The sequence below is a fragment of the Parapedobacter sp. ISTM3 genome (assembly GCF_016533505.1).
GTDB lineage: Bacteria > Bacteroidota > Bacteroidia > Sphingobacteriales > Sphingobacteriaceae > Parapedobacter > Parapedobacter luteus.
In genome coordinates this window covers 18,084-40,551 of the sequence record NZ_JAENGN010000009.1, presented here as the reverse complement: position 1 = coordinate 40,551, position 22,468 = coordinate 18,084, and the positions used below count along the sequence as shown (strand labels likewise).

The 22,468-nt window shown below is 45.5% G+C and carries 17 protein-coding genes and 1 pseudogene; 1 reads left to right on the top strand and 17 read right to left on the bottom strand.

Translation table 11 applies throughout. The features are described from left to right. Positions 1-126 precede the first annotated feature (126 nt). On the top strand, positions 127-996 hold the full coding sequence (locus JHJ32_RS13390) for a hypothetical protein (RefSeq protein ID WP_200121291.1): 870 nt from the start codon (positions 127-129) through the stop codon (positions 994-996). Positions 997-1,230: 234 nt separating this feature from the next. On the opposite strand, the pseudogene JHJ32_RS22870 reads toward JHJ32_RS13390, so the two are convergent. The 17 genes and pseudogenes from JHJ32_RS22870 to JHJ32_RS13295 all read right to left on the bottom strand — a co-directional run bounded on the left by JHJ32_RS22870 (position 1,231) and on the right by JHJ32_RS13295 (position 22,445). Then, positions 1,231-1,614: pseudogene (locus JHJ32_RS22870) on the bottom strand (HU family DNA-binding protein). 143 nt (positions 1,615-1,757) lie between these two features. Continuing rightward, positions 1,758-2,960, bottom strand: a complete 1,203-nt coding sequence (locus JHJ32_RS13370) for a TlpA disulfide reductase family protein (RefSeq protein WP_200121288.1) — start codon at positions 2,958-2,960, stop codon at positions 1,758-1,760. A gap of 109 nt (positions 2,961-3,069) precedes the next feature. Beyond that, positions 3,070-4,431 carry a RagB/SusD family nutrient uptake outer membrane protein gene (locus JHJ32_RS13365; RefSeq protein ID WP_200121287.1) on the bottom strand — a complete coding sequence of 454 codons (1,362 nt, stop codon included), beginning with the start codon at positions 4,429-4,431 and terminating at the stop codon, positions 3,070-3,072. Positions 4,432-4,534: 103 nt separating this feature from the next. Then, a complete protein-coding gene (locus JHJ32_RS13360; protein WP_200121286.1) occupies positions 4,535-8,011 on the bottom strand; it encodes a SusC/RagA family TonB-linked outer membrane protein in 3,477 nt (1,158 codons plus the stop codon). Positions 8,012-8,195: 184 nt separating this feature from the next. Beyond that, the gene (locus tag JHJ32_RS13355; protein WP_200121285.1) at positions 8,196-9,467 is read right to left on the bottom strand and encodes a FecR family protein; all 1,272 of its coding nucleotides are present in this window, start codon (positions 9,465-9,467) and stop codon (positions 8,196-8,198) included. Between the two features lie 73 nt (positions 9,468-9,540). After that, positions 9,541-10,236, bottom strand: coding sequence for an RNA polymerase sigma factor (locus tag JHJ32_RS13350; RefSeq protein WP_200121284.1), 696 nt, complete (start codon positions 10,234-10,236; stop codon positions 9,541-9,543). 82 nt (positions 10,237-10,318) lie between these two features. Next, positions 10,319-11,635, bottom strand: coding sequence for a redoxin family protein (locus JHJ32_RS13345; protein WP_200121283.1), 1,317 nt, complete (start codon positions 11,633-11,635; stop codon positions 10,319-10,321). A gap of 11 nt (positions 11,636-11,646) precedes the next feature. Then, positions 11,647-13,005: a RagB/SusD family nutrient uptake outer membrane protein gene (locus JHJ32_RS13340; protein ID WP_200121282.1), complete on the bottom strand. Its 1,359-nt coding sequence runs from the start codon at positions 13,003-13,005 to the stop codon at positions 11,647-11,649. Between the two features lie 9 nt (positions 13,006-13,014). After that, positions 13,015-16,344, bottom strand: a complete 3,330-nt coding sequence (locus JHJ32_RS13335; protein ID WP_200121281.1) for a SusC/RagA family TonB-linked outer membrane protein — start codon at positions 16,342-16,344, stop codon at positions 13,015-13,017. Between the two features lie 138 nt (positions 16,345-16,482). Next, complete coding sequence (locus tag JHJ32_RS13330; protein ID WP_200121280.1) at positions 16,483-17,631, bottom strand: FecR family protein; 1,149 nt, start codon at positions 17,629-17,631, stop codon at positions 16,483-16,485. 5 nt (positions 17,632-17,636) lie between these two features. Further along, positions 17,637-18,212 (bottom strand): RNA polymerase sigma factor, encoded by a 576-nt coding sequence (locus JHJ32_RS13325; RefSeq protein WP_200121279.1) that lies wholly within the window; start codon positions 18,210-18,212, stop codon positions 17,637-17,639. A 183-nt stretch (positions 18,213-18,395) separates the two neighbouring features. Then, complete coding sequence (locus JHJ32_RS13320; protein WP_233632649.1) at positions 18,396-19,505, bottom strand: Fic family protein; 1,110 nt, start codon at positions 19,503-19,505, stop codon at positions 18,396-18,398. 84 nt (positions 19,506-19,589) lie between these two features. Beyond that, a complete protein-coding gene (locus tag JHJ32_RS23215; protein ID WP_200121278.1) occupies positions 19,590-19,865 on the bottom strand; it encodes a DUF3024 domain-containing protein in 276 nt (91 codons plus the stop codon). Positions 19,866-19,871: 6 nt separating this feature from the next. Beyond that, a complete protein-coding gene (locus JHJ32_RS13310) occupies positions 19,872-20,042 on the bottom strand; it encodes a Fic family protein (protein WP_200121277.1) in 171 nt (56 codons plus the stop codon). 125 nt (positions 20,043-20,167) lie between these two features. After that, positions 20,168-21,277: a Fic family protein gene (locus JHJ32_RS13305; RefSeq protein ID WP_233632648.1), complete on the bottom strand. Its 1,110-nt coding sequence runs from the start codon at positions 21,275-21,277 to the stop codon at positions 20,168-20,170. A 193-nt stretch (positions 21,278-21,470) separates the two neighbouring features. After that, positions 21,471-21,797, bottom strand: coding sequence for a DUF3024 domain-containing protein (locus JHJ32_RS13300; protein WP_200121276.1), 327 nt, complete (start codon positions 21,795-21,797; stop codon positions 21,471-21,473). 6 nt (positions 21,798-21,803) lie between these two features. Then, positions 21,804-22,445: a Fic family protein gene (locus tag JHJ32_RS13295; RefSeq protein WP_200121275.1), complete on the bottom strand. Its 642-nt coding sequence runs from the start codon at positions 22,443-22,445 to the stop codon at positions 21,804-21,806. Positions 22,446-22,468 lie beyond the last annotated feature (23 nt).

Below are 22,468 nucleotides of genomic sequence, written 5' to 3'. Positions count from 1 at the left end.
TGGCGAAGGTATATCGAACATGGCCTTGCTTGGAGCTTTACGCGGCAGAAAAGAAAGGTAACCACAGGTCTTACGGTAGTTGACATACGAAGATAACATAATTAAAAACACGTCAAAACCATTATCATGGCATTACGGGATAAAAACGGGAAAATCCGGGGCAAAATCGACAACATCGTCTACCGGGGATATAAAGAAAAGCAAATCATGCAAATTGCGCCCAAACGAGTGAAACAGACGCTTTCCACAAAACTGAGTGCACTCGAATTTGGCCTGGCTGCGAGGCAAGCTAAATTCATACGCAGCATTTTCGATAACGTATATGAGGAATATGACGGCAATATGGTACGGCGGCTCACGGCGAAGGTAGCGGCCTGCATCCGTACGGCCGAATCGGAGATTGGCGAACGGGATCTCCACGATGCTGACCTCAACCAATTGAAGGGGTTTTCATTTAACGAGAACGCACTATTTGAAAAACTTGTCGCTGTACCGCCGTCCTTTAATGTGGCGCCCAACGGCACCATCCGATTCAAGCTAGGGCCTTTCATTCCAGCGGACGATATCGTTTATCCGCCGAATTTCTTGCGGCCCAATTGCGGTTTCGGTATTTTCGTTACGGCGCTCGATTTTAGGGAAGGCAATGCGTACATCATAGACTGTGCAGGATTTGATGTTGCAAAAACCGACCATGACTATACCGAAATCGATTGGCAATGCAGCAAACTGCTGCCCGAAGGGTATATCGTGTTTGTCGTGTTGAATTTGCGTTATTTCACGTTGAACTGGCTGGGACAACGCTCACAAACGACCGACAAAGCCTTCTATCCCGCTATCATTTTGGATGCCTTCCATGTGACGCCCGAAATGGCCGCATTGGGAGCGCGCGATCTGCTCGAACCACCGTCAGATGAAGATTTTCAATCCTTTGGAGATACCCGGCAGCAAATCTCGCAGCGAGTATCACGGTTAAAAGCCAATGCGCCAAAAAGGTAGCGTTATTTCCGGCTTACGATAGCGCTTTTCCGTTATGGCACGGCGATGCGGCCGTTATCGGATGTCAACTATTCCTGAAAACTTTCCCTTACTGCCACCATCAGTTGGGCTATGCCCATATCCATGATAATAGGTATCGCCTGATCGTCGATATTGAATATCGATAAAGATTGTATTTGTGGTATGGTTCGGTACTCATAAGGAATATGACAAAATTGACGCAAGAACAGTGAGTTATGTTAAGACCAATAGGAAATGACGATCGATCACCGCTTTGACATGCTTGCCGGGATAAAACAGCAGGCGTTTTCGGAAAATGTTCGCTGCGGTCATGTCTTCCTCCATGTCGCAGTCTGTGCTGTTGCTCTCTAGGCGGAATGCGCCGAGGTTACCCAAGCGGACCATATACCCGTGGGAGATGTTACGCGGAATTTCGCGCACCAAACTCTACAGAACAGCATAGACGTCAGACTCGGTAAGCGATGAGGGATACGAGATGTCTGCCGGCAGGTTCTCGATCGTAATCTCTCCTGCATGGACCGGCCGTGCATAGAATTTCTTCGGTGCTGCCGGATCTCCCGGTTTGCCGATTTCCAGAATATTATACTTAATTGCCATGTTAATTCTCATTAAAAATGTTAAATAAAAAACCATACTCCCCGCCGCGGGCGGTACCTTTCCCTTGGCGTTACAAAGTTCCGCAACGTTTCAAGAAGCGTTGTCGGAAGGATAAGGAACACCTTTCCGAACGAGTCCATCTTCTAACGGATACTAAAAATAGTTAATTCTCGAAAATCCCTAGACAATGTTAAATTGTATTTTTTCAGTTCTTTATTAATTTCATACAGGTCGATATCATTCAATGATATCTCTAAATCAATATTATACTTGATATTTGTTTCATCAACGACGTAATCCGGCAATGTGTTATATAATCGACCAACCAAAGCAGCTATGGTATTATTTTGAATAACCAATTTTTTTGTTTCGGAATTGTGGTTATTCACTGTCTCCCCTCCTGAGCTTTTCAATCGTCGATGGGCGTTCTTCGTTGATTTTAAAACCAGACATTCTACTTTCCGATTTTCCGATTTCCCAAAATAACCACTATACGAATTAAGATATTCAAGAAATCTATGGTAAAGGCTATCTTGGAGATGCTTGGGAACCCGCAATTCAATGGAATAATAATTTTCCTCTTTCCATTGTGGCAATTTTTCTTTATCCATGGGGCTTTCAACCGCCCTTGAAATTTTTGTATCGATAAAAACTAGCTTGGGAGAAATGTTATATAGCTTTTTGGCAGCAAGTTCATAAAGGTACCTCAGCGACGAATTAGTGATCACTATACCAATGCTTTTTTCATCTTCTGGATATAAAACCCCGGAGGGCAAACCAGGATGGTTCCCTTTTAGCAAAATGGAGTATTGCGCTAATAAACGCTCGGGTAATGTAGGGGCTGTAAAAAGAGGTTTAGACCTGTCTACATCAACTTTCATAATAATATCGTCTGCTCTCCCTTCGATTATCCTCTTTGCCCCCTCAATTTCTATAGCTTCAACAGAAGTAAAAGCGCGAACTATTCCGGTTTCGTCGATCCAAACGTAGTGGGGTACAGTTTTATGAGGAAATAATTTTGAAAGAATCGTATCGCCAACTATTGTATTTACATTTAAGTTTTTGATTATACTATTCTTGTTCATAAATGGAGTTACCTTTTCACCTGATTCCGGAGTAGTTGCCAGAACAGCAACTTTTCCCTGAAAATACTCTTCCAACTGATGTAACTTAGGCATTGCAGCAATACAACTGCTGCACCATGTCCCCCAAAAATCAATGATCAATACCTGACCAGCATACTGGTCTAACTTGACGATTGACTCACCGGAAATATTGCTAACCGAGCGGAATTTAGCGCTTCGTATTTCTGCTGGAATGCTTTCACCTATGGTCAGCGCCTTCATGGGAAGCGTTTGGGCGGGCGCTAATCGTATACAGGCAATTGCATATAGCGTGAAGACAGTCACTTTAGCGGTTCGCACACCTAATTTCCTTAAAAATAACATAGCTCATTTAGTTTCGTGAATTTTGCGGCATTCCTGTCATCTCTATAATATCCTCTGGAATGGGTAATGCGTAACGGGGATCATTTGGCAGTAGGATGTATTCCTTTCCCTCCATCGTCCTTTTAACCGTTATGTTTGCGCCGTCGCGGTTTAACCGCTTCAGGTCCATCCATCGAAGGTCACGCATTAGCAGTTCTTTCCTCCTTTCTTTCAATATGAAATCCAGCAGGTTTGAAACATTGGATAGCGGATCAGGACCATGCGACCTGTATCTATTAGCCAACAATGTCCGCATGATTTCCATCGCCTTCCCACTTTCACCCAACCTTGCATAACATTCGGCCTTGATTAAGAACTGCTCATCGGTAGCTACTCCTCCAAAGGGAGTTGAAAGGCCTTCATAAGATCCCTTAAAAAACACGGTACTGTCGGAGTTAAACCCAAAAAATATTCCCTTTCGTAGATCATTATCTTCATATTGGTCATAAAGCTCATCTACGATCTTCGCTCTGCTATTTTCTATCGGTGCCGGAGCCAAAATCCGGTTCCAGTGTATGACTTCTTTATTGAACTGACCAATCGGATAATTAAGCGACGGGTCAAGGGAATTAAAATCCATCAGATCACTCTTTAACATCAGGCAGGAGTCAGCATAAAGCCCGGCTTCCTCGTAGTGTCCCATAGAAAGATAGACCCTGGCAAGAAGTCCATAAGCCGCCGCTTTACCCGGTCTTGCGGGATGAGCAGTAGAGACCGGGAGTAGCCCGGATGCTTTTTTGAGGTCTTCTATAATTTGTAAATAGGTCTGTTTTAAAGAGGCACGAACGGAGGGGGCATTGAAGTCATCCGACAGCCTCAGAGGTATTCCCATCTGCTCACCGGATATACTTTCATCATACACAGGTGCCCATAGAAATGCGGTCCGCATAAAATACTGTCCCCTATAATAGTAAGCCTGTCCCGCTATATCGGCTCTTTTTAACCTGTCCCCTCCCGGAATTTTTGTTAGATTTTCCAACACGCTGTTTGCATAATATATCGCCTGGTAATTGACCGTCCATTCATTTGAACCGTTCAGATTAAACAGATAGTCCTTTTCCCATAAATACAATCTTCGATGATTTTCCTGCGAAAGTCCTTTCCAATCAGCATCTGTAAGATAGTAATCATCAGCACTTGCCTCTCCCGAACCACTGCTTACCTGGTTGAGTATCGAGTAGTTATCTAACAATCCCTGTAATTCATCTAAGCTTGTCGGAGTACTTAGTTTGTCGTCAGGCTTCTGATCAAGATATTTCTCGCAGGAATTAAATAAAAGAACAGCAATGGGTGTCACTAAACCCTTTATGATATGTCTATAATTTTTCATCAGAATAAATTGCTTTTTAGTGGCAATGAAGCTTGCATATATTATTCATGCTCTTTTATTGATGGCAATTTATGCAGGTTTCATTCGCTTATTCATTAAAGTTCTAAAACGTTGCTTTCAGCCCAATGGATACTGTCCTCGATGGAGGGATTGAACTATTGATTGGATATTCCGGATCGATTCCTGCTTTGTTGGCTTTCCAGATTATTCCTAGATTGTTTGCATTCAGGTACAGATCAAGTGCATACATCGGTAGTTTGGCAAACCTTTTTTTGCTCAATGTGTAATTGAACGTAATATACTGTAAACGTATATGATCGCCCTTTTCCACAAAGGGTTCCGCATTTGTGTAGAAATTTACCATGCCGTTGGGCAACGGATAGATCATCGCGGGTATGTCCGTCCGGTTCTCTTCTCCTGCCGATTGCCATCGATCGGAAAAATCACGGTGCCCTTGCCAGCTGCTGTAGAGATTTGCATAGTTAATGGTTTCCCTTCTGAAATAGTAGTTGAATTTGAAGAGGATTCTTGCGGTCAGGGAAAAATCCCTCCAGGTAAATGTATTGCCGAAAGAACCGAAAAAGCGGGGCAAAGCGGAGCCATGATACACAAGGTCATCAACTGCAGTGCCATTTCCGGTTATCTGGCTGTAGTCCTTGCTGATTTCCCCATCGAGATATCCCTGCGGTTCCCCGGTTTGACCGTCCAATCCGGCCCACCGGTAAGAATAGATGCTATAGATACTGTTCCCCTTTTTTCCGGATACACGAGGAGAACCGGTGTTCACGAAATTCCTGCCTTGAACATTGCCGAGGTAGTATTCAACTATTTCATCGACGTGATTGCTTACATTGAGATTGCTTTGCCATTCGAAACCACTTTTCCTAAGATTTACCGTATTTAATATCAGATCAAACCCATTCCCTTTAATGGAGGCAACGTTTTTGGTTATCTGTCTTCCCACCCCTGCGGTATAGTCGATGGGAACTACACCGAAGAGATCTTTACCCTTTTTTGTGTAATAATCGAAGGAGCCGGAAACGCGGCCGCCCAAGATGGAAAAGTCAAGGGCAAAATTAGCCTGCTTTACGGTTTCCCATTTCAGTTCCGGATTTGCATATTGTTGAAACATGTAATAAGGGGAGAGAAGGTATTCAGACAATCCCATATTGTAGATTGTGGTAACCGCCGATCTCGCCGGATCGGTATTTCCGCTGAATCCGTATGTAATCCGAAATTTGAGATTGTCTAACCAATTGAAATTCAAAAAGCTTTCCTTTGAAGCAAGCCAACCCATCCCTGCCGACCATAGTGGTTGCCATTTATTGTTGGTGCTTGCACCGAACAGGTTTGATGCATCTCTTCTCCCACTTAATGTAATTATATATCTTTCTATGAAAGTATATGCTCCGTTGGCATATAAAGAGACATAGCGATTATCATGTCCATCGAAAGATGTGTTTGACGGGATGTAGCTGCTTGATCCCGTAACATAAGTGGGCCAGGTTCGGGTATAGTCCACTACACCGTAACTCTTATTCTCGCCATTATATCCATATGTGCGATTTCTATAACTATCGCCGTAGGCCCTCCGTATCTCTGTTCCTCCCAATAGGGCTATGTTATGACGGGACCACGTTCTTGAATAGTCTAGCTGCCCACGTACCTGATGAGAGTTGAGCACCTGGTTTGTCAAATCCAATATATCGCCATATGGGATCTTTCGTATTACGTCTCCCTCACTAATTTGCGTAAAACGGTTAATGAGGTCCCTCGTAAAAAAGCTGTTGACACCATTGTTATTTTCGGTATTAATTCCCTGCCTCTCATACTGGTACTGAACCCCAACCTTCAGGCCGCCAACGACACGGTAATCAAGCGCAGTGTTTATCACCAGATCATTTAGGTTGTTCGTGTTTTTAATATACCTATAGTCGTCCAGGGGATAATATTTCCAATCCAGCAGCCCAACGTTTTTTATACTTTCGAGGTATGGACCGCTATACCCCTTATTGACTGCCAGGGGATGCCCTTCATCATCCGCAAACCTTGCATAAGGATATAATGAATTGCTGCCTTTGGTGCTGATTTGTCCGTAACCTAAACGTCCGCTTTCGGCGATACTGTTTGTATAGTTTAAACCGGCGCTTAAATTTATTCTTTTTGTGATTTCATAGTTGTTACTAAACCGAAGGTTCAAACGGTTATACCGTGCCTCAAGATTGTCTTTATTACTATCATACCCCGTGGTGAACAACCAGGAATGTCTTTCCCCGCCACCGCTAAAACCAAGAGAATACTGCTGGTTAAGGGAAGGACGGTAAATATACCGGGCAAAATCATCCCTGACATCATATTGCCTAAATGCATCAATTTTTTCACGCAGTCCATCGGTCATAATACCATCTGCGCCGGCAAGGATTTCCACAACCGGTGAAAGGGCAGGCTTGGCTATTGAGTTTAAATCATTGTTGTAAAAACCATTCGCATACAGCATCAGCTCAGCATCAATGAAGTCGCTTGATGATATCTGTGGAAGGTATCCAAGATTGTGTTTCTCTCCAATGGTAATATTCGTGTTGAAATCGATCTTTAACGGTGTATTTTTACTTGGTTTCTTGGTCGTGATGACAATGACGCCATTTCCGGCCCTTGCTCCCCAAATTGAAGATGCAGCCGCATCCTTCAATATGGTAATGTCTTCAATGGTATTTGGATTAAGGTTTGACAAATCCCCTTCATAAGGAAAATTATCAATAATTATTAATGGTGACCTTGGGCCACTTAAGGTACTGATACCCCGCACAGTAATACCTTGTCCAAAACCTGTTGTTCTGTTTACATATAGACCGGAGGCTATCGCTTCAAGTCTGCTTAGTACATCAGTACTTACTTGTTCGTTAAATGCCCGGTTGTTGATGAAATCGAATGAACCAGTGACTCTCTCTTTTGACAAGCTCTGATATCCCGTGTTAACGACAACATCCACTCCTTCAAGCTCCGACTGTGTGGTTTTCAGCATCACATTGCCAACCACGGCTCCAGCCGCTATTGTTTGCTTCAGGTGTCCTATATACGTAATTTCTAAGCTCGCATCCTCGGGCACATTGCGGAGAAGGAAATACCCATCGCGGTCGGTTAGGGTCTGCAAGGTCGTACGCTTGCCTTCGGCGTTGAGCACACGCACACTTGCGCCTTCCAAGGGGTTGCCCAAGCTATCCACTACCCTACCCCGCACCTCGGGGTAGGCAAGGATGAGCGGTGGTGTTGACGGGGCCGGAGTAGTCGCTTTCCGTGCGAGAATAATGGTTTTATCTGCTATTTTGGCTTCCAACGGTTGGTCTTTCAGAACTAGGGTCATAAATTGTTCCAGCGGCATTTGGTCTGCATCAATGGAAACGGGTTTGGCTTCCGCCAAGTGGGAAACGTTGGCGTATACGGCATAGCCCGTTTGTTGCCGTATCGCTTGGATGACATCAGTCAGCGTAGCGCGCTTGGCGTGGAGCGTAACCGATTGGGAATAGGTGGCGGCACTGAGGTGCATCAATCCGGCCACAAAAAAGAGTACAAGTAGCCTCATTACTCTTAATAAGTAACGTATTTTCATTAAGTTTGCTTAGTGTTTGGATGGTGAAACAAAAACGGTACGATCCAGGCCATTTGAGGGAGGTGTTGAGCGCACTTCCCTTGTTTTTTTGACGCTAGCCCACGTCGCTGTTGTGTTTTTTTTTGTGGCGACCTCCTAGTGGCCAAAAGGCCGATCGTCAGGGTTTTGTTGCCTCCTTTCCGTTGCTTATGATCAATAAATAGCTGTCAGCTGATGCCTGCTCAACCCGATAACGGATGTTGCTGGTTTCCAAAAACTGGAGCACCGTCCCAAGGTTGTCAGTACGGTAGGCATCACCCAAGAACCGATCAGGTGGTATATCTCCCTCATACCGGACCGTGAAGTTATACCAACGCCCCATCTCTTTCATGATCTGGTCAAAGGGCTTGCCATTGAAGCTGAAACGGCCGGAGCGCCACGCGGTATATTGGTCGGTGTTTACATCCACGATCTGGATCTGCGCGCCGCGATTTATGGCCTGCTCACCGGGCCGGAGCACGTAGTCTGCGGGCCGGAGCCGGGAGTCAGATGCACTTTTCTGCCGGCTGCCGGCAAGCGACACCTTTACTTTGCCCGCTACCAATGTGGTCTTGGTTTCGGGATCATCGGGATAAGCGGAGATATTGAAGTGCGTGCCGAGGACTTGGACGGTCTGACCGGGGGTAACTACCTTGAAAGGTTGGGACATGGGTGTCGGTTTAACTTCGAAGTATGCTTCTCCCGCCAATTCCACTACCCGTTCCTTATCATCAAACTGCGATGGGTATTTCAGCGTGGAGGCGGCATTGAGCCATACGTTTGTACCATCTGGCAAGGTCACTTGGTAAATGCCTCCTTTGGGGGTGGCTAAAGACAATAGATACGAGACACCAGACGCGAGACTTTCCTTTCTGACTGCCTGTTTGTCGTCTAAAATCTCCGTTCCATCTAGGTACGTAACGCCGTCGCCCACCACAATTCCGCCCTGCTCCGCGCTCAAATCAATCGTCTGGCCATTGGCAAACGTGAGAGTAGCACGGTTGCCGCCGGGCACGATTGCTTCCGCGTTAACTACTGCAATTTGCTGTTCGACAACGGGATCATCAAGAAAAAAATAGGCGGTGGCAGACACTGCAATAAGCACCGCAGCAGCGTAGGGTAACCATTTGAGCGGACGATATATTTTTGATGGGACCGACTGCTGCGATAGACCTTGATGGATACGTTGGTGGATACGAACCATGCGGGCATCGCCATGGTCTTTGCCCCAAAGGGTATGGTACAGCCTGAGATCATCCAACAAACCATCTCCTTCAATGACGCTGTTTAGATAAGATTTCCGTGCCGGGTCGGCATCCAACCATTGTTGAAGCGTTGCTTCTTCAGCTTCGGTCAACTCGTTGCGGAGATATTTCCGGATCACGGCAGCAATTTGTCGGGGGGCCTGCATATTTATCACCTGTTTCTATGAGTAGATACAGGATTCGTGCGGAAATCTTAGTGAAAATTTATTTTTTTTACGTTTAACACATCAGTTTGATCAATACCAAGTAAATCAGCATATTCTTATCTTTGAATACCTGCCTTAGCGTGGCCAGTGCCTTGCTTTTAGCGTAAAAGACGTTGTTGGCGGTGGTACCCAGCGCTGTGCAGATTTCTTCGGTACTATAACCTTCCAGATAACTCATGCGAAAGATGGTCGCCTGCTGACCGGGCAGTTTTTCTACCTCGTCATATAGCAGCTGCATTAATTCGGCATGAACCATCTGTGTAAGCGTGTCCCCATCGGGAACCGTTAGATTCTCGTCAAAGTCACATTCATATTGCACGCGATTTTGGGGAGAATCGAGGTAGTTCAGGCAGGCATTTTTGGTGATCCTGTAGAGGAACGACCGGATATGATCGGGGCTTTCCAGCCTGCCCCTAGCATCCCAGAGCTTCAGGAAGCTGTCACCGGTAATTTCCTCCGCTACCGCTTCGCTCCTCACCAACTTAGCGGCAAACAGCGTAAGCGGGCGGATATGCTCTTGGACATAGTGATCCAGGCCCTGCGGCTGACCGGCCTTGAACTGCTGAAAATATCGGTTGGCAATTCCCACGGCGGAAAAGTACGGTATTAGCACGAAATTATCAAACGCATATGCATGATATGCACCCGGGCCGATGAGGCCACTCCCGGACATAGACAAAAAGCAGAGCGAGGGCAAGCTTCGTCTCATGAAAGTCGCCGTGGGCAAGGCAAACCGTCAATACCTGACGACGTGTACTTGCCGCCGCCCGGGCGGTGAGAATAGCTGCGCTTTATGGGACTTCTTTCAGTACCAATACACGTACAGGTAGCTTTTTTGTTATCAACGTTAATCCATACCTTTCTAAATTTTCTTTTAATATTTCCAACGTTAAATTGTCCAGATCGGTACCCTTCATGGCAAAGTCAATATTTTCGGTTATCCCAGTTTCATCTGCAAAAGGTAATCCCAATATATTTTCGACCCGCGATTTGATAGCAGATGACAATCTTGCATATGGCAAATTTCTAATCTCTCTTATCGGACCGTTATCGCGCATCCGCAGCGAGTTTCCTAAAAAGGTAAATTTGGGATCGCCACCCTTGGTACGAAGAAGTTTCTCGGCATCTTTCGAGTTTATTAACACCAAATGGTCAACCGATTGGGTTACTATTTTTCCTTCTACATTAAAATAACGTTTCAAATCCTCCAACATCAATTGGTAAGGGTTTTTTGTATATTTTTCAGGCACCCGTAATACATATCTGTAATAGTTTTCCCTCATCCATGCAAAACGTGCCAAACCGTTGATGCCACTAGGTTTAGTAAATCGATCCTTGTCTCCAACCAATAGCTGCACCCTACCAGGTCGGTGCAATTCTAACTTTTTATCGTACAAGTTTTCAAAGGCAAAACGATAGAGCTGTTCTATCGAACCTGATTCAACAAGGTTTTTGCCATTAGGCGAACCACTCTCTATATTCAAGCCACTTTCAAGCGGTGCCCGTACAATATAGGATGCAAAATCGACCATTCCGTCCCACGGTGAATCAAATAAGGTATTCACCTCAACACGATCATATTCGGGTACTACCCCATCGGTATTACCTTTTAAAAGCTCTTCGAAAGTCTTTTCTGCAAATTCAAAATAATCTGCTTTGATCAGAACCTTTCCGCTTTGATCAAGTATAACGTAATAAGGATTACCCTGGTGCGGAAAGTATCGGTGAAGGAGCGTATCATTCGTAATAAATGGGATCGAAGGCCGATGTACTTTAGGGTGATATTTAAAGAAGCTTTGCGTGGAATCAACCCCGAAGCCTTTATTAACTGCGATAAACTGCACCTTATTATGCAGCTTTTTTTGAAGTGAGTCGATTTTAGCGAAGCCCTCCAAGCATGGCACACAAAACACTCCCCAAAAATCAAGAACTATCAGCTTTCCTTTAAATTCGTTCAATCGCAAGGAGGAGCTATTCCAATTCCAGATATCGTTAAAATCAACATCCGGTATTTGATCGCCTACCTGCAACTCTTGCGCCAAAAGAGAAGAAAAGAGGAACGATCCACAAAAAAAGAGTATCAATTTACGTTTAAAAGAGGCCAACATATTCAATAGTTTTAATAACCTGCATTCTGTAAAAGGTTACTGTTAGTAAGTATTTGATTAAAAGGGATAGGAAAAAGTGCTGCTTCGGGACGCCATGAGGGTTTCCTCTGTTCCAGTATAGCATTAATGCTTTTCGTACGCTTCAAATCGAGCCAGCGATGTCCCCACTCGGCGAAGAATTCCTTTCTCCGCTCAATTGCTATTGCCATTAAACAGGCTTCTTTAGAAAGCTCCCTGTCATAAGGCTTGATTCCTGCTCGCTCTCGAATTAGATTCAGCATGGTCATTGCTTCAGATAGCTTCTCCAAGTGGCTATTAGCTTCCGCAGCTATCAGGTATTGCTCCGCCAGGCGTAAAACGACATTATATTCGGTTACGGGAGTACTGAAATTTCTGTTTCGATACTTAAACGGATAGTAATAGATTTTGCCATTTACCACATTTACATTTACCCAATCCTGAAAACGCTTATCCGTATCTTCGAAATCGACTATTAAGCTTGTAGCAAGCGTAAAAGCCGGAACTACTGTTTCCGAGTGAGGCACGAAATTGATTCCCTCCGCTGTGTTACTGCTTTCATTTCTGCTGGCTATTTCCCAAATAGTTTCCGTGCTATTAATCGCAAAAGCATGCGATAAATTTTGGTTAAGCTCAAATTGCCCTGATTTGATCAGTTCTTCGGCCAAGGAAACAGCTTGCTGCCATTTTTCCGTGTACAGGTAAATTCTGGCCAGTAATGCTTTAGCTACAGCTTTATTTGGTCGAAGTTTACCACCACTTGGATAAGTATCGCTTAACAACGGTATGGCAGCTTCCAAATCAGCAATCATCCGTTCATAAATCTCCTGCAGCGGTGCCCGAGGTAACTGAGCATTAGCGTTGTAATCAGTACTAAGGATTAAAGGGACATCTCCGAATACATTCACCAAATAGAAATAACAAAGCGAGCGTACTACAAGCATCTCTCCCGTAAATTGCCGTTTTGCCGATTCAGTAACCGACGTGCTTTCAGAAAGCCCTTCCATTATTGCATTCGTCCTATAAATCAAATGGTAAGGCTCTGTCCAGAAAGTTGTGTTCAGTGTGGTTGTTTCGCTCTGTAGCGCATTATCCTGATAAGGAGCGTATACGGAACTTGCTCCCGGATTTTCCAGCTCATCAGCCGATAAGCCCAGATATACACTCATAGCACCATTTGCAAACGCGAGGTTAGCATAGCGCATTTGCGCGTATACACCATTCACCGCCGAGAGTGCCGTTTCGTCGGTTTTAAAGATCTCCTTCGTTTGAACCAGCTGTGAAGGTGGGTCGATATCAACGAAGCCCGTACAGCTCCAAAAAAAGATTACAATAAAGAATAAATATTTCATAGAATACATTTAAATCGTCAATTGAAGGCCTAAAGTGATGGTACGTAAAGGTGGCAGTATTAGAAAATTCTGATTCTCCGGATCACCTCCCACGTAATTAGTCAGTGTAAATAGATTTTGCGCCTGTGCATAAACACGTAACGTCGCAAGCTTTATACGGCTTGCTATAGGTGCAGGTACCAAGTAAGAAACTGCAAAATTTTTACAGCGCAAGAAAGAAGCATCGGAAAATATGGCGTCTGAGAGGCGCATTTGCGAAGCAGCAAGCAGTGCATCCCTATTGTTAGCGGTAAAACGCTGGATATCGGCAACATCACCCGGTTTTTGCCATCTTTCCAATACAATAGCCGGTTGGTTGTAATAGCGGTAGCCAGGAACAATCGATCCGAGATTACTTAGATAGTTTCTGCCCATTTGCTTCCTAAATTCAAAAAACACGTCTAATTGAAAGCTTTTATACCGAAAGGAATTTTGCAATCCACCATAAAACTTAGGTTCCGTATTAACTAAATTCGTACGATCGGCCATATCATATACGCCATCTTCATTTACATCCCTCACTTCATAAAGTCCCGTTTGCGGATTAACGCCTAGATAGTGGTACATTTTGCTTATCGAAAGCGGTTGACCGATTTCATACACGTTCCGGTAACTTGATTGTTCCAACCCCGGAAACTCCAAGAGGCGATTACTTGGTAGCGTCACGTTAAAAAGAGTGTTCCACGAAAAATGGTTACCTTGTATATTCTTCGTTTCGAGCTGCCCTTCCCATCCTTGGTTCAGAACCTTAGCATTTAAGTTCGCCAATACAGATGCAAAGCCCGTTTGTGTGGGCAGCGTATAGTTAACCAGCTGGTTGCTTGAGATATTTCGGTAAAAAGTAGACGATAATAGTATCCTGTTATTCAACAAACCCAACTCTAGCGCTGCCTCAAGCTTCCTGTTTTTCTCCCATGCATAAGAGGGGTTAAATAAAGCCGTTGGATTAAGCGTGGCAACGCCCTGATAATTGCTTCCCACTGCAGGTGTCCAGGTGTCCAAATACCGATAATCGCCTATCTGATCATTGCCGGTAATACCATAGCTAGCTCTGATCTTTGCGAATGAAAGGAAACGTATTCGATTTTTAAAAAAATCTTCTTCAGACAATAACCAGGCCGCACCCAGCGCTGCAAAATTCGCAAACCTGTTTTGCGGTGCAAATCGGCTAGAGCCATCACGACGGGCACTGGCATTCAACACATAACGCCCCAGTAAATTATAATTTATACGCGCATAGACTCCCTGATAGCGATACTGAGTATGCGAATTACTTGCCGTGATATTTCCTGCTGCTGCAATACTCTCCAACAGCAGATCGTTGCTATAATTAGCGGCATAGGTAGTACTGCCTTTAGATACAAGGTTTTGCCAAGTTGCGCCAAGCAATACATTAACTTTCGATACCGCCCATTGATTTTCATAAGTTAACTGAGGCTCCGCAATCCAACTGTTCAAACTGCGGTTACCAAAATTACTTGATGGTTTTAAATTATTGTAAGGATTCAATGAAGACGAGGGAAAAGTACTTAATTCATCGCTCAGCATCATATTGTAACCTAAGCTAACTTTGAGGGTCAGGTGGTATGGCAAGCGATAGTCAACCACCATATTGCTATTCAGATTTTTAAAATTACCCTCATAAGTTTCGTACTGAAACTTCAGTGGATTCATATTCGGAAATCCCATAGCCGTATATGAAATGCCCCCTTCTTCCCAATTAAGCTGCCCATTTTCATCATAAAGTTTTAACATGGGGTTTGTATTAACGTAACCCGCCAAATCTGAAGCCGTTAAGTTGTTTCTATTAACCGAAAACGACGTTGTAAAATTCAATTTCAATTTGTTATCGGCCGATTGATGGCCCAGCTGCGCATGCAATGCGCCCCTTGTATCACCTAAACTCGTAGGGTACACGCTTGCTTCATCGTGATAAGACCCACGAAGTAAGAACTGCGATTGCTTGGTTCCGGCAGAATACGATAGCTGTACATCGTTCGTTGCGGCGGTATTGCCTATAAGCAAGTTCCGGAAATCGGTGTAACGCGTAGTATCCCATAAGAGCAGGTCGGGTGCATTCGCCGTAGTAGGCTCTAATCCATCGTTTGCAAAGGCCTCGCTACGCATCATAAGATACTCTTGCGTATTTAGCATACGCATATTGCGTGTAGGTGTACTTAAGCCACTATAAAAGTTAAGTCCTAAGGTACCCTTACCCTGCCGTCCTTTCTTTGTAGTAATTAATACGACGCCGTTGGCTCCCCTACTACCATAGATAGCGGTAGCATCTGCATCCTTGAGTATCTCGATGCTTTCAATATCGTTCGGATTTATGAGATTGAAAGGGCTCATACCCGCCCCTTCCGAAGCAGCTCCTGCGGCCGAATTGAGCTGGTTGATTGCATTATTTCCATTAGCAAAAGGGACGCCATCAATAATGAACAATGGCTGCGACCCTTGAAACAAAGAGTTCTGCCCTCTCAGTTGTACACGAATTCCTGCTCCAGCTACCCCGCTACTTTGTGTGATTACCAGGCCGGGTACCCGTCCGCTTAAGGCAGATAGTGGATTGGCTACTGGTTGTTTAGCTATTTCTTCGGCGCTTAGTTTAGCAATATTGCCAGTATTAAACCTACGTGTTGTGGTACCATAAGCCATCACCACTGTTTCGTCTAAACTCGATTGCGAATTCGCTAATATCACCGTGTCGATTTGAGGTGCGCTTGGTACTCTCTCGGTGACATATCCCACAAACGTAATCTCCAGCATCGCATCCTCAGGCACATTGCGCAGTAAAAAATACCCGTCCCTATCGGTAAGCGTTTGCAGTGCCGTACGTATTCCCTCTGCTTTAAGCACACTTACCGATGCCCCTTGCAATGGATTGCCCACACTATCCACCACCCGCCCCCTTACTTCATGCCGCGCGTGGCTATCATTAGCTGAAATTCCATCACCAGATTGAGCGACCTTTTTTTGAACAAGGACATTCTTGCCGCGAACCGTCCACTGCAGACCTTTGCCTTTTAGCACTTCGTCCATCACCTGTGCAAGTGAAGCGCCCTCAAACGCCACATCCATACGCGCCTCGGCGTTGAGCAAGCGGTTATCGTACATAGCTACCAAGCCGGTTTGCTTACGAATGGCATCAAAAATGTCCTGGATGCTTGTTTGCTTACCAACTAAAGTAATAGTAGGTGTAGGCTGGGCTTTCAATTGCCTAGCGACACCGCATATCACCGCCAACAATAAAAAGATTTTGATATAGATCATTAAACTTTTAGGTACATCTTGCTTCATATGGTTGCTTTTGTAATTAAATTCAACCAACAGACAAAATCTTCTGAAAAAAAGGGTGAGGCTAGGCCAATAAATTTTAAGATTTATTCACAATCCATTAATAATCAAGAATGAAATTATAAACGACTTCCTCGGGTGTTACCGAAAATGCAGCACCCCATTTCGAATTTCGGGCCGAATATCCGCTATGGCCACTAAGTTATCAAGGAAATCTTGCAGCGGTTGATGCCTATCTATGCTACCGCTGAATGGCCGTGTTGCCACTTCGATGTTATCAAAGTGCACATCGACACCATACCACCGTGACAAAATGGGTGCTATTGATCGTAAGGGTGCATTGTAGAAATAGTGTATCCCTTCCATCCATGCGAGGGTAAACGTCGGGTCAAAAACCTGAACGGTCACACGGTTATCGCGGAAAACACCCGCTTCTCCCGGCGCTAGGACGGTACTCACCTGCCCTCCTGCAATCAGCTCCACGCGTCCGGAAACCAATGCTGTGACGGGACGATTGGGCTCATACGCGTTGATATTGAACGAAGTACCCAGCACACGGATGTCCTGCTTTTCGGTGTGCACAACAAACGGTTTTTCACTGTCGTGTGCGACCTCGAAGTAGGCTTCACCTGATACATAGACCTCCCGTATATTGGCACTGAAAGCCGATGGAAATCGCAGTGAGCTGACCGCATTCAACCATACCTTAGTACCATCCGGCAGGTCGATACGGTATTGCTGCTGTGCGGGCACCTGTAGCGTTGCCCATTGGAAGTTAGCTGTGGCCGATTGGTAACGAAGGCCGGTGCTATCCACCGTTACGGACAAATCTCCAACTCGAAGAGTTGCCACCGCTCGGCTTAGGTTTATAGCTTCGCCTCCTTCGGGTAGCAATCGGATTGAGTCCGGCGAGGGCACCAATTTTTGCACATCTTGTGCAACATATTTCAACCCGTTAGCGGATGGACGATAATAACAGACACCGATCGTGACGGCAATGACTGCGGCGGCGACGGCCGCGTATTGCCACCACTTTCTTCGGGATTTTGGCAGGGAGTTTGTCCGTTCCAACAATGTAGTCAGTTCGTTCCAACCCTTATCAGTCGTATGCTCTTGAAGGAATGCAGAGGCTTCAGGTGTACCGAGGCTATGCTGGATTTCCTCCCAATGACGACGCGCCGCAGGGTCACCGTCCAACGCTGCCTGCAGTCGCTCGTTTTCGATGGGGCTAATGGTGCCGGTAGCCTTTTTGAACATCAGTTCTTCGATATGTAAATCGGTGTATGCCATCGTTCCTATCCTAAGACATTTTCTTCCCCGTTATCGGGTGACCTCCGCTGATTTTTTACCTGTTCGCGCAATTGCTGCAATGCCAACCTCAGGTGGGTTTTTATGGTATTGACGGATATCCCCATAATATCGGCTGCCTCCTGATATTTGCGGTCTTCAAGTACCACGAGTGTCAATACCTCGCGCTTCTGCGGCGGCAGTTGATCCATTAATCGTGCAATTGCTCCCTTTTCCAATCCGATTTCGACGTCAGGAGCGTCATCATAATCGGTATATTGCTCGTGGTAGCCCGCTATGCGCTCGTGCTGTGTCTGCTGAGCCTTCAGCGCGTTGAGGCAACGGTTGTGCAGCGCACGGTATAAGTAACCTCCCAGGTTGTCTTCAATCTGTTGATACAATTGTTTCTCCCAAAATTCGATGAATAGCCCCTGCACCAGGTCAGCCGCGGTAGCATGGTCGCGCATCATAAACACGGCTTTGGCCAGTAACACCGGTTGAAAACGCCGATATACAGCTTCTAAGGCGTGTAAGTCTCCGCGTTTGAGCTGGAGTAGCAGCAGGTTGTCGGGTTGCGCGTTCATCTCCGCGCTAAGCTATTGGTTATTTATGAGATTTCAAATCGGTCAGCGTTAGCATTGCTACATTTGAATGGCTTCCCTCCTTTTTTATTGCTCTATAAATCTTGTCCCCAGCTAAGATGCAAAATGTAGTTTTTATTGATTGTAGTGATTTATGATAAATGGGTACAACTGGAAGCCAGACAGCTATTTCAGGTTCAATTGATACCTTACAGAACGCCCCGATCCCTGCTGAACCAATACTCCCATTTCGTGCAATTGCTGCAAATCGCGCGTAGCTGTAGCTTTTGAAACCTTTGTAATACCCATGTACTTTTTCGCCGTCATCCCGCCTTCGAAGCCCTCGGCTCCCTTGTCCAGCATTTTGTTAATCGCTTTCCATTGCCGCTCGTCAAGCTGGGTTTTATACCGATCATAAAACTGCCCTTTCTTCAACGTAAACATTACCATGGCTTTGGCATCCTGCTGCGCATCCAGAATCACATTAGCAAAATAAACCATCCATGCGGTAATATCCAACGCACGCTGCGCTTCCTTCAATGCATCGTAATAGGCTTTTTTGTCTGCCTCAATGGTTTTGGAAAGGCTCAGCATAACAGGACGGCCAAGCGATTGCGATAGTGCTTTCTCCGCTACCGCCCGTCCGATGCGGCCGTTGCCGTCTTCAAGCGGATGGATGGATTCGAAATACAGGTGAGCGATTGCAGATTTTAATATAGCTTCGGACACCTGTCCTTTTTGCGGAAAAGTTGCTGAATTGTACCACCCGACAAAGCGTTCCATTTCCTCCGGTACGCGCACGGATGGCGGTGCTTCGTAATGGATGATTTCGCGCCCATAAGCACCGGAAACCACCTGCATGGGGGCATCGGCCTGCCGCCACTCGCCCGGATTGACACGACTTGGAGTGGCAGCAAAAAGCAAGCGGTGCCACGCTTTTAGCATATCCAGTGTCAGCGGCTCCTGAAAGCCTTTCCTTACTTCCACCATCAATTGAGCCACGCCTGATGCCCGCTGGTCTTTTACGTAGACAGGTGTATCGTTTAAACCCAAATTATTCCGAATGGAAGACATTACATCCTCACGGCTTAGGTACTCTCCCTCGATTTCAGAGGTTTTCACCGCCTCTGAAAGCATAAGCTGGAGCAACGTCTCTTGCTTGAGCGTATCCGGCAACCCTTGAATAAGGCCATTGACCTCTCCCATTTCCTGCGCGAAAGCAAGAATAGATGGCTGAACTTCCGCAACGTCGTAAGTAAAGTTAGGCCATCCTTTTAGTTGCCAATTATACACCATGAGCCGAATGCATTTCTTAATTGGCTCAAATATAATAAAAAAATGAGCCGATTATATATGTTATTCGGCTCATCTATTAATCTTTTAAAAACGCGGTGCATTCGCAATCGAAAGTACGCTTCCAACTGAGGTTCCTGTTCGCCTTTTCCCACTATCCAAAAAACAACTGTATGCGTCGTTTTGAATTTCAGTCAACAATTCATGCAGATCAGCACGCTCCGGTTTCGGCTGATAGGACTCCCATTTTCCAGAACCACGCATCCGATAGAGTTTCCATATTCTGGAAGACTTAACAAAATGAAGCTTAGTAAACGGTAGTTCTAAGGTTTTCGCCGGATCATTCCATTGGGGTATGCTCATGCCTTTTTAATGCTTATTAATCTCTTCTGCCAACCGTTTTCCCAACGCTGTCAATACATAACGTTGTTTGGTACTTGTCGGATTATTAGGGTTGACCAATTCTACCAGCACCGCTTCGATAGCCTGATTCAAATAATGCCCCCGAAATTCCCCATAAACCGGAAGCATTCCTTCCATAACCCTCCAAAATCCGTGGCACCTTGTAAGTACCCAATGTCCTTTATTTTCCGATGCAATATGTAGTTTATGTTGATTGATAACTCTTTATGAAAATAAGGTACAAATAAGGGGCAAACAAATAGCTATGGCAGGTTCAATTGATACCGCACGGAACGGCCAGCCCCTTCCTGCACCAGTACCCCCAGTTCGTGCAATTGCTGCAAGTCGCGCGTGGCGGTGGCTTTGGAAACCTTGGTAATGCCCATGTACTTCTTTGCCGTCATCCCGCCTTCGAAACCCTCTGCTCCCTTGTCCAGCATTTTGTTGATCGCCTTCCATTGCCGCTGGTCAATCTGGTCTTTATAACGGTCATAAAACTGCGCTTTCTTCAACGTAAACAGCACCATTGCTTTGGCATCGCGCTGCGCATCCAGGATTACGCCGGAAAAATAAGCCATCCATGCGGTAATGTCCAATGCGCGTTGTGCTTCTTTCAACGCATCGTAATACGCTTTCTTGTTTGCCTCGATGGTTTTTGATAGGCTTAACATAATCGGACGACCGAGTGATTGCGACAGTGCTTTCTCCGCTATCGTCCGGCCGATGCGACCATTGCCATCCTCAAACGGATGGATCGATTCAAAATACAGGTGGGCGATTGCCGATTTTAGTATGGCTTCGGGCACCTGCCCTTTTACCAACAAGGATGCTGAATTATACCACCCGACAAAGCGTTCCATTTCTTCCGGTACCCGTGTCGATGGCGGTGCTTCGTAATGGATGATTTCCCGTCCGTAAGCACCTGAAACCACCTGCATGGGAGCATCGCCCTGCCGCCACTCACCCGGATTGACACGGCTTGCTGCATTGGCAAAGAGTAAGCGATGCCAGTCTTTGAGCATATCCAATGTCAGCGGCTCCTGAAAGCCTTTCCTAACCTCCACCATCAATTGGGCTACGCCCGATGCCCGCTGGTCTTTTACGAAAACAGGGGTATCATTTAACCCCAGGTTATTCCGGATGGAAGACATCACATCCTCACGGCTCAGGTACTCTCCCTCGATTTCGGAGGTTTTCACCGCTTCTGAAAGCATTAGTTGAAGCAATGTCTCCTGCTTGAGCGTATCCGGCAACCCTTGGATAAGCCCATTCACCTCCCCGGTTTCCTGCGCAAACGCAAGAATAGATGGCTGAACCTCCGCGACGTCGTAAGTAAAGTCAGGCCATCCCTGTAGTTGCCAATTATACATCATGAGCCGATTGCATTTCTTAATCGGCTCAAATATAAATAAAAAATGAGCCGATTACAAGTATTATTCGGCTCATTGATCAGTCTTTCAAAAAACGTGGTGCGTGGATAAAACGCATATGCGTTCGCAAACGGGAATACACTTCCCAAACTGAAGCGTTTCAGTTACCGATTATCCGAAAAAACAACCGTACGCGTCATTTTTTAATTTCGGTCAACAATTTATGTAAATCAGTGCTTTCTGGTAGCGGCTCGTAGGCTTCCCACTTGCCTGACCCACGCATCCAATACAATTTCCATATTTTGGAAGATTTAACAAAACGAAGCTTCGCAAAGGGTAGTTCTAAGATTTTCGTCGGATCATTCCATTGCGGTCTGATCTCAAACAATAAAGCACTTTGTCCATCCCAAGAATAACCAAAATCCAATTGCTTATGGGTTTCTTCATCCGCTGGCCGTAAGATTTCAATAAAGCTCCTTAATTGGACTTCTATCATTGAGATAAGTGGTTTCTCTATGCTCATGCCGTTTTAATCCTTATCAATCTTTTCTGCCAACCGTTTTCCCGACGCTGTCAATACATAACGCTGCTTACTGCTTGTTGGATTATCGGGGTTAACCAATTCTACGAGCCTTGCTTCGACGGCCGGATTCAAATATTTTTCGCGGAAATTCTTCCTATCTGATAAACCAAGAAAATCCTGTAATTCCTGCCTATTGTGTTCTCCCAGAAATACAGACAATAGCCGTTCGACTTGGGGGGTGACTTGGGGGGTGACTTGGGGGGTGATCACTTCCGAAGCCGGAAACGTCATGCGGATAAAGTTACCCATAAACCGGAAGCATTCCTTTCCATAACTCTCTAAAATTCGAGGTACACCTGAACCAAGTTGCTCCACCAATTCCAAATCCCGATACACGCGCATCAATTCCCGGTTCCTTGGGATGGAAACCCCATCAAAAAAATCCTCTTCACTCAACCCCTCCGGCAATGTACCTGCGGAAGTGATTTCGATACGGTCGGCAAAAATCTCAAATTTGGGTGGTACCTCACGGGTAAAATCGTTATGCACAATCGAGTTTATCACGGCCTCGCGGATGGCCACCGGATTCCAAAGCCTGCGGTCTATCCGTTCTTTGGACGTAATCTGCGTTGCTGTCCGGTTTTCCAATTCGGACTTGAGTAAATTACGTT

What these genes read in the sequence shown, in the direction of transcription:
- JHJ32_RS13330 (WP_200121280.1), bottom strand. Translation starts at nt 17,631, where the DNA reads ATGGCATACACCGATTTACATATCGAAGAACTGATGTTCAAAAAGGCT.
- JHJ32_RS13365 (WP_200121287.1), bottom strand. Translation starts at nt 4,431, where the DNA reads ATGAAAAATTATAGACATATCATAAAGGGTTTAGTGACACCCATTGCT.
- JHJ32_RS13305 (WP_233632648.1), bottom strand. Translation starts at nt 21,277, where the DNA reads ATGATGTATAATTGGCAACTACAGGGATGGCCTGACTTTACTTACGAC.
- JHJ32_RS13310 (WP_200121277.1), bottom strand. Translation starts at nt 20,042, where the DNA reads ATGGAAGGAATGCTTCCGGTTTATGGGGAATTTCGGGGGCATTATTTG.
- JHJ32_RS13300 (WP_200121276.1), bottom strand. Translation starts at nt 21,797, where the DNA reads ATGAGCATAGAGAAACCACTTATCTCAATGATAGAAGTCCAATTAAGG.
- JHJ32_RS13340 (WP_200121282.1), bottom strand. Translation starts at nt 13,005, where the DNA reads ATGAAATATTTATTCTTTATTGTAATCTTTTTTTGGAGCTGTACGGGC.
- JHJ32_RS13320 (WP_233632649.1), bottom strand. Translation starts at nt 19,505, where the DNA reads ATGGTGTATAATTGGCAACTAAAAGGATGGCCTAACTTTACTTACGAC.
- JHJ32_RS13345 (WP_200121283.1), bottom strand. Translation starts at nt 11,635, where the DNA reads ATGTTGGCCTCTTTTAAACGTAAATTGATACTCTTTTTTTGTGGATCG.
- JHJ32_RS13325 (WP_200121279.1), bottom strand. Translation starts at nt 18,212, where the DNA reads ATGAACGCGCAACCCGACAACCTGCTGCTACTCCAGCTCAAACGCGGA.
- JHJ32_RS13360 (WP_200121286.1), bottom strand. Translation starts at nt 8,011, where the DNA reads ATGAGGCTACTTGTACTCTTTTTTGTGGCCGGATTGATGCACCTCAGT.
- JHJ32_RS13350 (WP_200121284.1), bottom strand. Translation starts at nt 10,236, where the DNA reads ATGAGACGAAGCTTGCCCTCGCTCTGCTTTTTGTCTATGTCCGGGAGT.
- JHJ32_RS23215 (WP_200121278.1), bottom strand. Translation starts at nt 19,865, where the DNA reads ATGAGCATACCCCAATGGAATGATCCGGCGAAAACCTTAGAACTACCG.
- JHJ32_RS13390 (WP_200121291.1), top strand. Translation starts at nt 127, where the DNA reads ATGGCATTACGGGATAAAAACGGGAAAATCCGGGGCAAAATCGACAAC.
- JHJ32_RS13370 (WP_200121288.1), bottom strand. Translation starts at nt 2,960, where the DNA reads ATGAAGGCGCTGACCATAGGTGAAAGCATTCCAGCAGAAATACGAAGC.
- JHJ32_RS13335 (WP_200121281.1), bottom strand. Translation starts at nt 16,344, where the DNA reads ATGAAGCAAGATGTACCTAAAAGTTTAATGATCTATATCAAAATCTTT.
- JHJ32_RS13355 (WP_200121285.1), bottom strand. Translation starts at nt 9,467, where the DNA reads ATGCAGGCCCCCCGACAAATTGCTGCCGTGATCCGGAAATATCTCCGC.